This is a genomic window from Secundilactobacillus collinoides DSM 20515 = JCM 1123 (genome assembly GCF_001435975.1).
In the GTDB taxonomy this organism is placed as follows: Bacteria; Bacillota; Bacilli; order Lactobacillales; family Lactobacillaceae; genus Secundilactobacillus; species Secundilactobacillus collinoides.
This window is the reverse complement of the sequence record NZ_AYYR01000047.1, coordinates 1-13,238: the sequence shown is the minus strand read 5'-3', so window position 1 is coordinate 13,238 and position 13,238 is coordinate 1. Positions and strand designations below refer to the sequence as shown.

General features: G+C 42.1%; 16 protein-coding genes and 1 pseudogene. All 17 read right to left on the bottom strand.

Features of this window, described 5'->3' with window-relative positions; translation table 11 throughout:
• Window positions 1-1,472: DNA topoisomerase (locus FC82_RS08630; protein ID WP_056996762.1), on the bottom strand; the 1,472-nt coding region annotated here is incomplete at its 3' end.
• A gap of 6 nt (window positions 1,473-1,478) precedes the next feature.
• Complete coding sequence (locus tag FC82_RS08625) at window positions 1,479-1,889, bottom strand: hypothetical protein (protein ID WP_056996761.1); 411 nt, start codon at window positions 1,887-1,889, stop codon at window positions 1,479-1,481.
• Between the two features lie 14 nt (window positions 1,890-1,903).
• Window positions 1,904-2,743, bottom strand: a complete 840-nt coding sequence (locus FC82_RS08620; RefSeq protein ID WP_056996760.1) for a conjugal transfer protein TrbL family protein — start codon at window positions 2,741-2,743, stop codon at window positions 1,904-1,906.
• Window positions 2,744-2,761: 18 nt separating this feature from the next.
• Window positions 2,762-3,151 (bottom strand): hypothetical protein, encoded by a 390-nt coding sequence (locus tag FC82_RS08615; protein ID WP_056996759.1) that lies wholly within the window; start codon window positions 3,149-3,151, stop codon window positions 2,762-2,764.
• Window positions 3,152-3,165: 14 nt separating this feature from the next.
• The gene (locus FC82_RS08610; RefSeq protein WP_056996758.1) at window positions 3,166-4,719 is read right to left on the bottom strand and encodes a VirD4-like conjugal transfer protein, CD1115 family; all 1,554 of its coding nucleotides are present in this window, start codon (window positions 4,717-4,719) and stop codon (window positions 3,166-3,168) included.
• A 1-nt stretch (window position 4,720) separates the two neighbouring features.
• Complete coding sequence (locus tag FC82_RS08605) at window positions 4,721-5,191, bottom strand: hypothetical protein (protein WP_056996757.1); 471 nt, start codon at window positions 5,189-5,191, stop codon at window positions 4,721-4,723.
• Window positions 5,192-5,560, bottom strand: a complete 369-nt coding sequence (locus tag FC82_RS08600; RefSeq protein WP_056996756.1) for a thioredoxin domain-containing protein — start codon at window positions 5,558-5,560, stop codon at window positions 5,192-5,194.
• Complete coding sequence (locus tag FC82_RS08595) at window positions 5,547-6,164, bottom strand: hypothetical protein (RefSeq protein ID WP_056996755.1); 618 nt, start codon at window positions 6,162-6,164, stop codon at window positions 5,547-5,549. The genes FC82_RS08600 and FC82_RS08595 overlap by 14 nt, the downstream gene beginning before the upstream one ends.
• A 14-nt stretch (window positions 6,165-6,178) precedes the next feature.
• Window positions 6,179-7,333, bottom strand: coding sequence for a phage tail tip lysozyme (locus FC82_RS08590; protein ID WP_056996754.1), 1,155 nt, complete (start codon window positions 7,331-7,333; stop codon window positions 6,179-6,181).
• Window positions 7,334-8,752, bottom strand: coding sequence for a type VII secretion protein EssB/YukC (locus FC82_RS08585; protein WP_056996753.1), 1,419 nt, complete (start codon window positions 8,750-8,752; stop codon window positions 7,334-7,336).
• A complete protein-coding gene (locus tag FC82_RS08580) occupies window positions 8,745-10,763 on the bottom strand; it encodes a VirB4 family type IV secretion system protein (protein WP_056996752.1) in 2,019 nt (672 codons plus the stop codon). The genes FC82_RS08585 and FC82_RS08580 overlap by 8 nt, the downstream gene beginning before the upstream one ends.
• An 11-nt stretch (window positions 10,764-10,774) precedes the next feature.
• Window positions 10,775-11,434: a TrsD/TraD family conjugative transfer protein gene (gene trsD, locus FC82_RS08575; protein WP_003680241.1), complete on the bottom strand. Its 660-nt coding sequence runs from the start codon at window positions 11,432-11,434 to the stop codon at window positions 10,775-10,777.
• Entirely contained in the window at window positions 11,403-11,765 is a 363-nt protein-coding gene (locus FC82_RS08570) for a hypothetical protein (protein ID WP_035457693.1), read from the bottom strand. The genes trsD and FC82_RS08570 overlap by 32 nt, the downstream gene beginning before the upstream one ends.
• A gap of 20 nt (window positions 11,766-11,785) precedes the next feature.
• Window positions 11,786-12,124 carry a CagC family type IV secretion system protein gene (locus FC82_RS08565; RefSeq protein WP_056986310.1) on the bottom strand — a complete coding sequence of 113 codons (339 nt, stop codon included), beginning with the start codon at window positions 12,122-12,124 and terminating at the stop codon, window positions 11,786-11,788.
• 1 nt (window position 12,125) lies between these two features.
• The gene (locus FC82_RS08560) at window positions 12,126-12,740 is read right to left on the bottom strand and encodes a hypothetical protein (protein ID WP_056996751.1); all 615 of its coding nucleotides are present in this window, start codon (window positions 12,738-12,740) and stop codon (window positions 12,126-12,128) included.
• Between the two features lie 13 nt (window positions 12,741-12,753).
• Window positions 12,754-13,080: a hypothetical protein gene (locus FC82_RS16495; RefSeq protein ID WP_082620275.1), complete on the bottom strand. Its 327-nt coding sequence runs from the start codon at window positions 13,078-13,080 to the stop codon at window positions 12,754-12,756.
• 84 nt (window positions 13,081-13,164) lie between these two features.
• Window positions 13,165-13,238: pseudogene (locus FC82_RS17470) on the bottom strand (conjugal transfer protein TraA); the annotation flags it as partial.

The window sequence follows — 13,238 nt, the reverse complement described above, 5'->3', positions numbered from 1 at the left end:
GTACCTTCGGTAAAGGGTACCGGTGGTGTCGTTTCTTTTTGCAGTGTTTGCAGATTTGCTTGGACTTGATCGCCTTGGTGAACGAGCGGTAAGGTTGCTGCTTCTTGCTGTTCGGCTTTGTGATCATCAAATAAAGCTTGCCAACCTTGCTTAGTTGGGACCTTACCGGTTGCTTTAAAATTGGCGTCACCAACTTGGGTAATAATGGTGGTTTCCTCGTACTCGTACGGATCAGCAAACATGGCTAATGTGGTTCTTAAAACCAAGTCATAGACTTGTTGCTGTAATTTAGGCAAGCTGGCTAGTTTCTCTTTCGTCGGCACGACTTTAGTCATGATAATGGCGTAGTGTTCTTCAACTTTTTTCCCATCAACATAGCGTTTGTTCGGAGTGGTATTGGTTAAAGCGACTGGCTTAGAGACCAAACCCAGATACTTCGTCAGATTAGCCACTAAATAATCAAATTCTTCATCAGTGATATAAGCACAATCCGTTCGGGGATAACTCAGCAACTTGGCTTCATATAAACTTTGAATGGCCGCTAAGGTTTGGCTGGCGCTAGCGTGATAACGTTTATTCATGGCACTTTGCAGACTGGATAGTGAGAATAGTTGTGGACTAGCACGCTTTTTGTCTTGTTTTTGGACGTCCTTGATTAAACCGGCCTGTGAGCCTTTCTGAACGTGCTTAGCTTGCATGAATGTTATTAGTCCTGCTTCATCTTTAAATCGCTGATAGGGGTCTAATTTTGTGACGAATTTTTGCTGATTAGCTAAAATTTCAGCATTTAGTTCAAAATAGGGTTCCGGCTTAAAGTTTTTGATTGCCTGGTCTCTTTGATAAACCATATACAAAGTTGGCGTCTGCACTCGACCAATTGAGTACACCCCGCGCACCCCATTTTGTCTCAACAATAAAGTATACAAAGGACTACCATTCATACCGATCAACCAATCACTAATTTGACGGGTTTGGGCTTCTTTATACGCTAAGTAGTCTTTGTGCCAATCGCCAAGATTTTTAAAGCCGGTAATAATGGCGTCTTTTTCCAAACTATTCAACCATAGCCGTTTAATGGTCTTCTTTTTAACGTCAATCTGGGCTTGGATCATGATTGACCACGCAATATTAGAACCTTCCCGACCGCTATCGGTGGCAACAATAATGGTATCGGCCTTCGTTAACAGGTCTTTGACGACCTTGAATTGATCTTTTTTACTAGCTGACACCACAAACTTGTATTTATCGGGGAAAATCGGTAAATTAGATAAGGCCCATTGCTGATATTTCTGATCATATTTATCCGGTGTGGCTAGTTCAACTAAATGTCCGAGACCATACGTGACAAGCGTATTTTCGGGCAAAACAGGGTCGCTAACCGTATAGTAACCCTGTTTTTTTGTGCTCTTTTGAAAGGCTTGAACGTATGAACGGGCTTGACTGGGTTTTTCAGCTAAGATAACAGTGGTCATGTTCGTTCACTCCTTGTGATTAAGTTTTTGATCTAATTCTGTTTTACCTTGTTCAGCCGCTTTCAACCAAGTTTCACGGCGCAATTCTTGTTGTTGCTCTATCGATTGTTGCTTCAAATAATGTTGATACCGGTTGATGGCTTTGAGATCTGCATAGGCTGACCAACGGAATAATAAGCCACCCAGCAGTAAAACTAAGGCCATTAGCGCAGTTCCTAAAAAATCGGTATGGTTCGCCGTGAAAAGCTCTTGGTATAAATCCATTAATAGGAGGTAAATTCCCATTATATAGAAGACCATGCTAACTAAGTTATCAAAATAGTAAGACAACTTAGTCCGCCGTGAAGGTGTTGTAAAAGGATCGGTTCGCATATCTTTTTTGGTTTTTTCCAATAACCAGTGTGCGATTTTCTTCATAACTATTTTTCCTCCTAGTGGTTACGGAAATAATTTTGAAACATTCTCATGGCACCCATACCAGCACTTTTAGTCACACCGGTTGAAGCCCAAAAGTCTTTAACGGCGTCAGGTGTTTTGACCACCAGAAAACCGAATCCGATTGAAGCAATAAAAGCAATAAACCCGTATTTAGCCATATTAGTGAAACACCATACTGATAGTGACATACAAAGCACCTGGCTAATAATAGAAGCATTGTAATAAATGTACTTCTTCCACCACGTGCCACTGTAATCAAAGCTTTCGGTCGCCATGCTCATTGCAGCTAAAGGAATTGTCAGGTTATACCACGCCATATCAGCCACAAACACACACATTTTGATAAAGAACACGACGGTTACGACAGTGAAGATTAGCAGAAACAAAATCTGTAAGGGTAGCGAAATGCCAACATCTTTTAGCCCAGGAACTTTATTCATACCGGTAATTGATTTAGCAGTGAATTTCTGATCAGAACTAAACATATACTTTAGCAGGGGCAAGGTAATTGAACCTTGAATAAATCCCTGTAAAAACACGAAAACCGGAATCACGGCCGCTGATTTAATCCCATCCATGATGATATTAGCCCAAGTAACATCGGTACTTTCATCTGCCTCTTTTAGAATTGTCATCACAATACGCCCAAGGACAACCACGACTACTAACGATGTCGCAAAGGACAGGAAGATGGCATACCACGTTTTAACAATTGGCAAACTTTGATTGGCTTGGTCAATGATTGCCTTACAGATGTTGAATAAACCATCTAACAAACCAGACAGTAGCCATTCGAAAAAGTGTGAAATAGCTGATTGAATAATTTCTGTCATTTTAAAATCCTCCTTTGTCTATTTGGGAATGAGTGAGACCGTACCAGTATCACTTTTAGCCAGTGTGTTAATTGGTGTTAGTTTATATTTGTCTGACTGCTTTTTAATCTTAAACAAACGTGTTTCTGTGCTACCTGAAACACTATTTTTACCAATGAACTTAATTTGTTCATTGCCCTTGTTTTCAATCAACTTGTAAGTATAAACTTCGCTAAAGCCCGCTTGGGTAAGTGTTAAGTTGCTTTTTGAAAACTTTGCAGTAGCGGCCATACCATTATCTTTGCTAGAAGCAAATGTCCACTGATGGCTTTGCAAATCCTGTGTTGTAGACTTCCCACAAGCGGTAAGACCAACAACAATCAGCAACACTGTCATCACAGCGATTATATATTTCCGATATTTTTTCATTAATATGTCCTCCATTAGCCAAGTAAGTTGTTATCGTCGTCCTCTTCTGGCTCCTCTGTTTGACTATCTTTATTTGAAACCCTCTCTAAGTCGCTGTCTAGGTTGTCCTGCTGTTGCTCCTCCTCTGTTTGAGACATCTTGTTTGCGGCTTTTTTTTGAGCAGTCTCCTTTAATTTTGCTTTCCATTTCGCTACTCTTTGATGAAAGTTGGTTTCCTGGCTGGCTTCTGGTTGGCCTTGATACTCATTCTGTGACAAGTTAACCAAATGATCAGCCCCTGGAAATAGTTTAAATTGGAACGCTTTTGTAGCTTTGACTGGTCGCGCATTGCTAAAGATTAATAAGCTCTGATCTTCGGGCATACGCATAATTTCATCGGGCGTCATGAGCGAACGACTCGTATAGCTGTAACTATCACTTTTGCTGTGACTTTCTTCCTTGCTATGACTGGTACTCTCACTACCCGTTTCCACTTTCACAGTTGATTTTCCTAACAGATCACTAAAGTATTTAGCGGTCACATCATTAGCGGCATTTAAGCAAATCTTAACGGCATGATTTCCTAAGATACTCTCGGCCTTATCCTTGCCATACAAGGCTTGGAGCTGGGTTAAGGTTTGACAAATTGTCGTCACGCCAATGCCGTACCCCCGACACGTCGCTAGGAACTCCTCATACTTGGGAAACTTCCCTAAATTGACAAATTCATCAAGGATAAAGTCGACTTGGTGGGGCAATTTAGCGTGATGATCGGCGGCTAATTTGTATAATTCATCAAATAATTGTGAGAAAAACAGATTGATGAAGCTTTCATAGGTATTATCCATGACCGGAATAATCACATACAGTACTACTTTGGCTTTGCCAATCTCTTTTAAATCAAAGTCTGAAAAGCTGGTAAAATTGGCCACTTCTTTGTCAACAAACTTCGAAATGGTCGCCAACAGGCTTTCAATAATGCTGGCTTTCATTTCTCCTTTAGCCTTTTTAAAACCTAACTCATAAGCGCGTCTCGCTGGATCAGTCATAGTTAGATCAAGAAACAAGGTATCTAGCGGACTATCCGCACCCTTTTCCTCGGCTTCAACGTCATTTTCTTGTAAGACCTGCGTTACGCCCGCCAAATTTCGTTGTTCTGGTGACCGGTGGTTCATGACAAACAGGATTAAAGCCTTCAAAAGCTGTCTTTGGGTACTGAACCACACGTCTTTTTTACCTTCGGCATTTTCACTTTGCACGATCTTTGTTGCCACGGTTTCGGCTTGAATATCCCGTTGAATATAATCAAAGGGATTGTAGCGATCACTATGCGCCATGTTGGCAAAGTTGACGACATGTACTTGATAACCCTGGGCTAGTTTGATACCGGCCGTCTTTTCGTATAATTCACCTTTCGGATCGGTCACGACAATGCTGTTCTCCGTTTCGTTAAACAGGTTGGTAATGACGACTGATTGGGTCTTATATGATCCAGGTCCCCCAACCACAAAGATATTCCGATTGGGTTTGGTGCTGTTATTCTGGTAAACAATCCGTTTATCCACGATCCCTAAAATCGTCCCATTCATGTTAATCTCCCCCTTTCGCTGACTTTTCTCGATCCACTAATGATTTGAGAATTTCTGCCTTAGTACTCTTGTTAAATGCTGTGGTGAGGTCTTTGGCATTGATACTAAAGTAATGGTCACTCAATTCTTTTAAATTCCCCCAGGTCGCACTCCCGTGGGTTTCAGTGTCCGCAGTTTCCCACGCTTTGTGCTTGCTATTGCGTTTCAAAGCAAAATAAATGGTGTATAGGACCACAGCGATACTGACGATAATTAATACCGGGTTCTTTTGACCCAAATACAAGTTGTAATAGTGCCAGGGGTGTAAGACTAACTGCTTTAACACCGTTGGCATATGATCCGCAAAAGTTAGCTTATAGTGCGACAAGGCCATGACTGCTCCGGCTAAAATCTCCGCTAAATACAAGCCAATGATTAGCGTTAGTAGATATGGCCAGCTGACTTTAACGCTGTTTAATAATTTGTCTTTCATCTAATCACCTACTATCTGTTTAATCCTTTGTTGGTTGGTACCGGAGTATCGTTGCTTGCCATGGATCAAGGTTGGCACCGCCGTTAGCTGATATTTTTGAATGTAATGCCGATTCTGCGGTTGATTCATATTAATCAAAATGATGTTGTGACTGATGACGTTATGCCAATAAATCTGGTGGAAAATAGCTTGGCAATCCGGGCAATCATCACGGTAAAAGAACAGAACTTTATCAGAATGCTTAGCCAGCGTCACAACTGTTTTCTCTTTCTCAACATGGTTCACATAGCTATGACCTGCAAAGCCTAATACTGCAAGTATCACCACGATCACCGCTAGGGCTTTGCTTACTTTTTTAATCAAGGTCACTCGCTTTAAAACTGTTCCCAAGATTCTGTACATCAGTGATTCGATCCGTGGTGGTATCGAAAGTCACTTGATAAAGTACCGTCGCCTTTTGCCAGTCGTTGTCGCCACTCTTACTTTCGTAACTGACAACGGCCAAGCCTTTCATATTTTGCCCCTGCTTACTTTGCGTATACAGGTTCAGTTGATTTAACTTAGCTGAAACACTATTGCTATCACCATACGTGCCCTTATTTGAAAAGTATTGCTGATATAGCTTGTCGGAAATCAAGTCTTTCACGCCATCTTTACGCTGTCCGTAGGTCTTGGGCTTAAAGTTGTTCATGACCTTAAAGAACTTGGTGACTACCGTATTAAAACTCAGTTCAGCCTGACTTTTGTCTTTATTATTTTGGTAGGTCTTATAACTGTCAATTTGGGTGCTCAATAACTGCTTTTGTTGGTTGGCTTTAGTCAATTGCTGGTTAACTTGTCGCTTCTGCTGTTGTAAGCGACTGATCTGTTGTTGCGCCTGCTTAACTTGGCTATGTTGATAGGCATTCGCCCCTAACGACATAACTAAGATCAAGCTGCCAATCACCACACTTAAAACCATGCTCCGCTTCATTTGTTGGTTCCTCCTTACTTCTTGATTGGCCGGGCTAACGTTACATCACCACCATTTAGTAAGCTATAAAAAGCGGTCCCAAAAGTGCTTTCGTTAACTTTGTCACCCGTACCACCTTGCTCAATGATCTTGGTGGCTTTACCTTGCCATTTGCCTAGCAGAATGGCAGTGTGACCGTTGTTTCCGGCCCCGGCGCCTTGATTAACAATCACAATATCGCCGGCTTTCGCGTCATTTTCACTGATTTGTTTCAAGTATTGATGGCTACCTTTGGCGTCACTAGCCATCGTGCCGGTAAACCAGCCCATATTGGCCGGTACCTTGTAACCAGCTTTATTAAGCGCTAACCAGACAAAGCCCGAACAATCAGTTCCACCAGTTTTGCTGGGATTCTTTAAATCACTGCCTAAATTGGGGCTGGGGTGAGTTTGAACATAGTAGAAATCGCCTTTCATACTTTCTGCGTTTTTAACGATACTACCGCCGGAATAGCTCGGGTCATTATCGCAGCCTAGCTCGGTCAGATTGCCGGAACTCGCATTGTCTAACGTATTACCGGCCACGGGATCACTTGCACCCAACACGGAATACCAGTGATCGGCATAACCGTATCTTTGGCTTAAATACCATTGTTCCGGGTTCTTGCTCATGCCCTCGTAATCCATTAACCAGGCTTTGGTCGCTTTGTGCACGTCCGTATACTTAAAGATCTGCTTGTTTGACGCATAGTAACTACTGTTCAATTCTTGATCGAGATAGTCCAACTGCACGCCGAGATTCGTCGCCGGTTTGTTTTCTTTGTGGGCTAAGTCTTCCAACTTATCCTTCCGACCACCTAACCACTGGGCTAAGCCCGTGGCCCCGGAACTGGAATTAACGGACTTGGGATCAAGCCGACTTTCTAGTTGTAAGACCCCCAAGATACCAGCGGCCGCTTGTGGCGTTGCACCATACTTCTGTTTCCAGTGCGCATAGATATTTTTGGCATTTTCTGTCATGCTCTTACTATCTAATTGCGTCTCTATGGTGGTTGAGTTATCACAACTGTTTTCTTGTAGCTGACCAGTAATCGCGGCGATCAGCAAGATGATTAGCAGAAGGGCGCCGCCCACAATATAAGCAATCAACTTCCACTTCTTTTTCTTATATTCGAAAGACAGTACTTGCATTTAATCACCCACTTTGTGCTTGGCCTGATCGACTTGTTTTTGCGCTGCTGATTGGTCACTCTGCGCATTCTTTAAGTCCGACTTAGCCGCATCCACCTTCTTGTCTTTGTCCTTATCTTTACTGCCATCAATCTTGTTGGCGTCATCTAACTTCTTTTGGGCGTCGCTAGCTTCGTTCTTAGCGGCATTGAGACTTAACAAGGCTTTTAAATACTTAGCTTTAGGACTGTTCACGCCGGCTAACTTGGTTTGGACAGTCTGGGCGTCTTGCGTATCATTATGGGCGAGGAAAGCTTGTCCCATTCTCAATAAAACATCAGCGTTCGTCGTAAAGGATAATTGGTTATTAAGCGTATTGGTATCATAATTAACAATCGCTTTTTCGAGTTTCAATTGATCTTTTTGCTTACTCGTCGCCTTAGTTGGTAACTGCCAATCGGCCACTTGACTGCTATCTTGGTTGGCATAAGCCGCATTAACAACCTTGTTCAACTGACTTGGGTCAACGTTTAAAGCTTGCTGGTATTGACGATGCTTTAAAAAGACACTGACTTGCTTAGTTGCAGGATAGCCGGCCCGTTTCATATCTTTTTGCGCTTCTGACCACTTCTGATCATTTAAAGCGGTCTGAATTTGACCGCTATATTTTAATCGCGTGACCTGGGCTTGGTTCTGGTTAGCTAAGCTTTGATATTGCCGTTCATCACTTTTATGGACTAAGCCGACGGCCAAAACGGCCACAATTGCCACCCCAGCCACACTCAACCATAATCGTTGTTTGGTTTTCTGTTGGGCCGTTTCAACTTCCTGCCATTCGTGATAGCTCACAAAGTCCTCAATGCCATTAACCACTTCCGTTAACTCATTTAACGACGTAGCTTTAGCTACTTGTTGTAAATAGTCGTCCGGGTGTTTGGCCAAGGCTTCTTGGGGATTGCTTAGTAGCCGTTCATAGGGCGTCCCCGTCAAGCAAAACAGAATCAGTGCTTTGTATTTGGCTAAATTGCTATGTTTATCATCATAAGGCATGAGTTCATTGGCCCGGTAGGCGTACCAAACATGTTGCATTGGGTAATACCATAGGTTGGCTGGGTTCAACGCAATGTGATACTGACTATCGTTAACCACATTTTGCGCCATAATTTCCTTGGCAATCGCTGACCGGATTGCCTTATTTTCATGTGGCAAGTCCTTTAATGATCTGACTTTATCCGGCAAGGTATAAGTTAAAACAACCTTCTGGTCTTGCTCAACCACGTTAACCAACTGTAAGAACTTGGCATCAGCTTGCTTTAATTCGTTTAGCTCACTCAACTGGTCATATCGAAATTGATTGTGATTGAGTTCGAGAATTAACTGGTTCCCTTGTCGCTTGAACGTGCCAACCTCGATATTCAATAACTGGTTTGATTTACTCATTTAAAGTCCCTCCTTCCTCTTCGGTAGTGGTCAAGGCGTCAATCTCACTAGGTGTTAAGACCACGCGCCTTTGATAATCCGGTTGTCCGGCTGTCTTACGGTTGTATTTTTCTTGGTAAGCTTCTGGGTCGATTAGTCGTAGTTCTTCTTCGGTCAATTCAACTTTCATAAAGGCGCGTTGGCTACCATAGATCATCAGGGCTTCGCCTTGTCTACGACGTTCTAGTAGCTTCTTTTCTTTATCCGAGAACGTCATACGCAATTTGGTAATCACATCATCGACACCTTTACCGTCAAGTCCAAAGAACACTTTGGTGTAGGAGTTCCCAATAATGGCTTCACCAATGTTCTGCCCGGTATCTGTCGTGCCTTCGATCACATCTTGAATTTGCTGCGTTCCGGCAATCGCCCCAGCATTATACTTTCTAAACCGCTTATAAGCTTGGTGGAAAAAGGTGGCGGCCGCTTTGTGCAAAGTCAAAAAGTGAAATTCATCGACAAACAATTTCTTGCGGCTATGCCGATCTTTGGTGATTTCGTCCCACAAATACTGGAAGGTATTCAAGTAGGCCGCTGATTGGACTTCCTGTTCACTTTGTAGCGGTTTTAAATCAAAGGAAATAATTTTCCCTTTTAAGTTAACGTTGGTATGGCCGTCAAATAAACTGTTAGAACCATGAGTATAGCTGCCTAAGATGTAGTAAAAGTCTTTAACCCGACTGAATTTGTCTTCGTCTTTATCAGCCAGTTTCTCCAATTCGTCATAAACATTGGATAAGGTCGGCCACTGATCGTCTTTAATCTCTTTTAAGCGGCTGTATTTCAAAACACCACTGTTGACGTAGGCTTGTTTAACGACATCATCAAGGATTGCCAGTTCAACTTGGGTAATCCCAGTTTTAAGGACTTCAAAGAATCCCTTTAATCGCTGGATTTTATCTTTGACTAATAAATCAAGGTTTGTGACCGCTTCATCGGCGCTTAAGATTTCTTCGGAAAAAATTTGTAGCGGGTTAATTTTGTACTTCGCATTAGAAGTTAAGTGCAAGACTGCCCCACCCAGGGCTTCGACAATCTTGGTATATTCGTTTTCTGGATCAATAATGTAGATTTGATAGTCTTGAATGGCGTAGCGTAGGATTTTCTGAATCATATAGGTGGTCTTGCCGACCCCCGAGGTCCCGATAATCACTTGATTTTGATTTAGGGTCTTGTTGCGGTCCAACATATCCACGGCAATTAAACTGTTGGTATCTTTATTAACTCCTTCAATATCGCTTCTCGGCTTTAAGTCCAGAATTTCAGCGTCATCAAAAGGAAACATGCTGCTGGCGACTTCGGTATTACTTTCTTTATAGGTGTAATCCCCCATGAGGTTCTCGTTAATTGGCATGGTTGACCAGAAAGCCTGAAAGGTTGCTTTAACGGGCACTAAGGGCTTCATTTGTAGTTTAATCAACGTATTCTTGACGTTCTCGGTTAAGTCATCTAATTCTGCTAAACTGTTAGCCCGCAGATAAACCAACATATGTTGATAGACAAATGTGGTAGAATTATCAAGGTATTTATCTAGTTGCATGTTGGCTGAATCAATATAATTTTGCAGAATCTTCTTTTTATACGGGTCGAACGTATTTAACTTCTGCGCTTCCTTATTTTGAATTGTCTTCTTGTAATAGGTAATCATTGAATTGTTACTGGCGCTGTCGATATATTGCACAATATCGATAACGCCTTTTTTGCGCTTCAATTCTGACAACCAGTTGCCATACACCCGCTTGGGATAGTCAGCAATCGCTAACACCCGAATAAAATTCTCGCCCGACTGGACGTAGGTGGGGTACTGTTCCCAGCTAAACGGGAATAGTGAATGCAAGCTATCGCGATCAATCAGCTTGGTAAAGTCTTCAACCTCCGGTTTAGGATTACTACCCGTTTGGCCGCTATCGCCTTGATGTCTTTCTTTTTTAGTTGGCATAAATAAATCAATGACCTTATCACCAAAACTCATCCTGTTGCCTCCTATCCATTGAAATTGATTAAGTTCTTTAAAATCTCTTGGACTTCCTGACTAGTCAAAACTTTGGCCGTCACATCAAAGTCCGTTAACGCATTTTCAATATCTCGTTTAACCTGTTCGATCTTTTCGTCTAAATGAGTGACCGCTAGGTTTAAGCTCTTAACACTTTTGTCCTTAATTGGCACCTTAACGATTAGCAGATGTTGCTTAGTTGTCATGTTTTTGGATTCTTGGACTTTAGTAAAGTGGTCCAAATAACTGGCTATGAGTTGAATTTTGAATTGTTGCTCCGGGTGATCTTTTTGTAGTGCGAGATACCGCCGTTTGAGACCATTGAGATAAGCCGTCATATTGACGGGAATCGTCGGCTCTAAGAACTGTAACGTGTCATCAACGCCTTCACCCAACGTACTCATGAGAAAGGCACCATAGTCTTCAAAAACGTCTTGCTGTTCTGTTTCATTCAACAGGTCAAGGTTGATCCCACTAACTGCCAAAATGCCGACCAAATTCCCCGTTTTAGTGACTTCGTAGTTGCCATACATGCCCACCACCAGGCTCATATCATCAATTGTCTCTTTACCACCATTGATTTTAGGCGGTTGGTAATCCCAATCGAGCTTCGCTGATTTATTGGCGGTTTTGCTCTTCTTCAAACGCATTTAGTTCACCTCGCTTCTTCGGTTTTAAATAAAACAGTTTCTGACCATTGGCATAGTGGCGTTTCAACTTAAAGTTATCCCGCACTTTAATATTCTTGCGCGCCGCAACTGGCCTAATTGTTAAAATAGCCATGACAATCGTCATGGCTAAGACAACAATCACTATTTTTATCAGGACTAAAATCAGACCATAGGGTGGGATCGCAATAAAAATTAAACCCACTAGTCCTGCCAGCGCCGCATAGCCAAAATCCTTCAAGGTGTAGTCTTTCCAGATCCCATAATCTTTATCTACGTTCTCTGGGAAGATAAATTCTTTCCCTTTCTTCATTTGGCAGGCTCCTTTTTAAATTAAGTGAATAGGCTGTAAACCCAAGGTAATAGCCAGATAATCGCTGCCGCTAGGGCCACTAAACCAGCCACCCGACCAACCGCGTGATAAACTTCTGATTTCTCTCGCGGATCGTCTGCGTCAGGCATTCTTTTGATAATAATAAATAGCGCGACACAAATCCCAACTAAAACGACCAAACCAGTTAAAATACCTTGAATCGTCTTACCAGCGCTGGTTAGCTTGCTTTTAACTTCGCCACCGTCCGCCGCCAAAACAACCTGGGCGTTCATTAAGCCCAAATAAATCGCAGTAGCTCCAGTAGTTGCTAGCGCTTTCATTTTTCTGTATTTTGACATGTTATTCCTCCTTCCTATCGTCTTCTGATGTTCGTAATTGAATTTGTTCTGCCTGCGTTTCTTCTGGCTCACGCTGATAGAACTTGTTCAATTGTTCCTCGGCAATTTGCTGGCTTGGTAACGGATCAGTGGCTAATTTGACGCGACCATGTTCACTTGTGGCTAAGTAGTATTCTTTTTCAGACTGACCAAGTTCTTGCGTTTCCAAAACATGTAGATTATGTTCGTAACGTCCTAATGCGTTATCAACTTCCAACCCATAAAAACCAAGAAAGCCTTCTAAAAAACTTTCACCAAAAAAAGTTAATTCGTTTTTGATTTGCTTATATTGATGAGTTGGCTTATCACTAACTAACTTTTCAGTTTTTTTGGCGCTCTTGCTGTCTTGATGACGATTAAACCAACTACTGATTTTTAATGGGTCGGTCTTAATCTGACGCTTAACGGTATTTTTGATTAATGCTTTCCGTACCTCGTCAATTGGTTTACCTTCCTGTTTCAATCGGTCTTGTAACTTGTCTTGATCCGCCAATTCTTGTTCGTCTTTAACCACGATAGCTTTCTGGCCATTATGAATTAGCTTGCCATTAATGCCCTGCCAGCTTTCTACTTTCATTGGATCACCTCCTTTAAATCAATCGGGATAATTGTTCTCTGGACGTTCCCCTAACCCGCCCTGTAAAATGGATTATTAGGAGGGTGGCACCTAAAAGTCTAAGTTTTAGGTGTTGATCCCCGTTAGCAACTCTACTGCTGACGAGGACGCCCTCTTTTTTTATGTGATCTCTGATCCATTCAATTCCTTGTGCTGATATTAGTTTGCTTTTGCCACCCTCCATAATCATATTTTCGGGTACTTCGCCCTTATGACGGCGTAGCCATAAACTTACATAAGAACGACTGCGGCCTAACTTTTGGCTAGCTTGACCAAGGTTATACCATTCTTCTTTTGACACATCTTTTACCCTCCTTTCTTTAATCTATGGCTCTATTATATCACTAAATGTACTCATTGTGTTCATTTAATTATTACATTTAGATTACAAGTGCATGCCCCAATCTTCATGCCGGTTTCGAGTTTGGTGTTGCCGTTGCTTTTTCGTCATTTCCCACT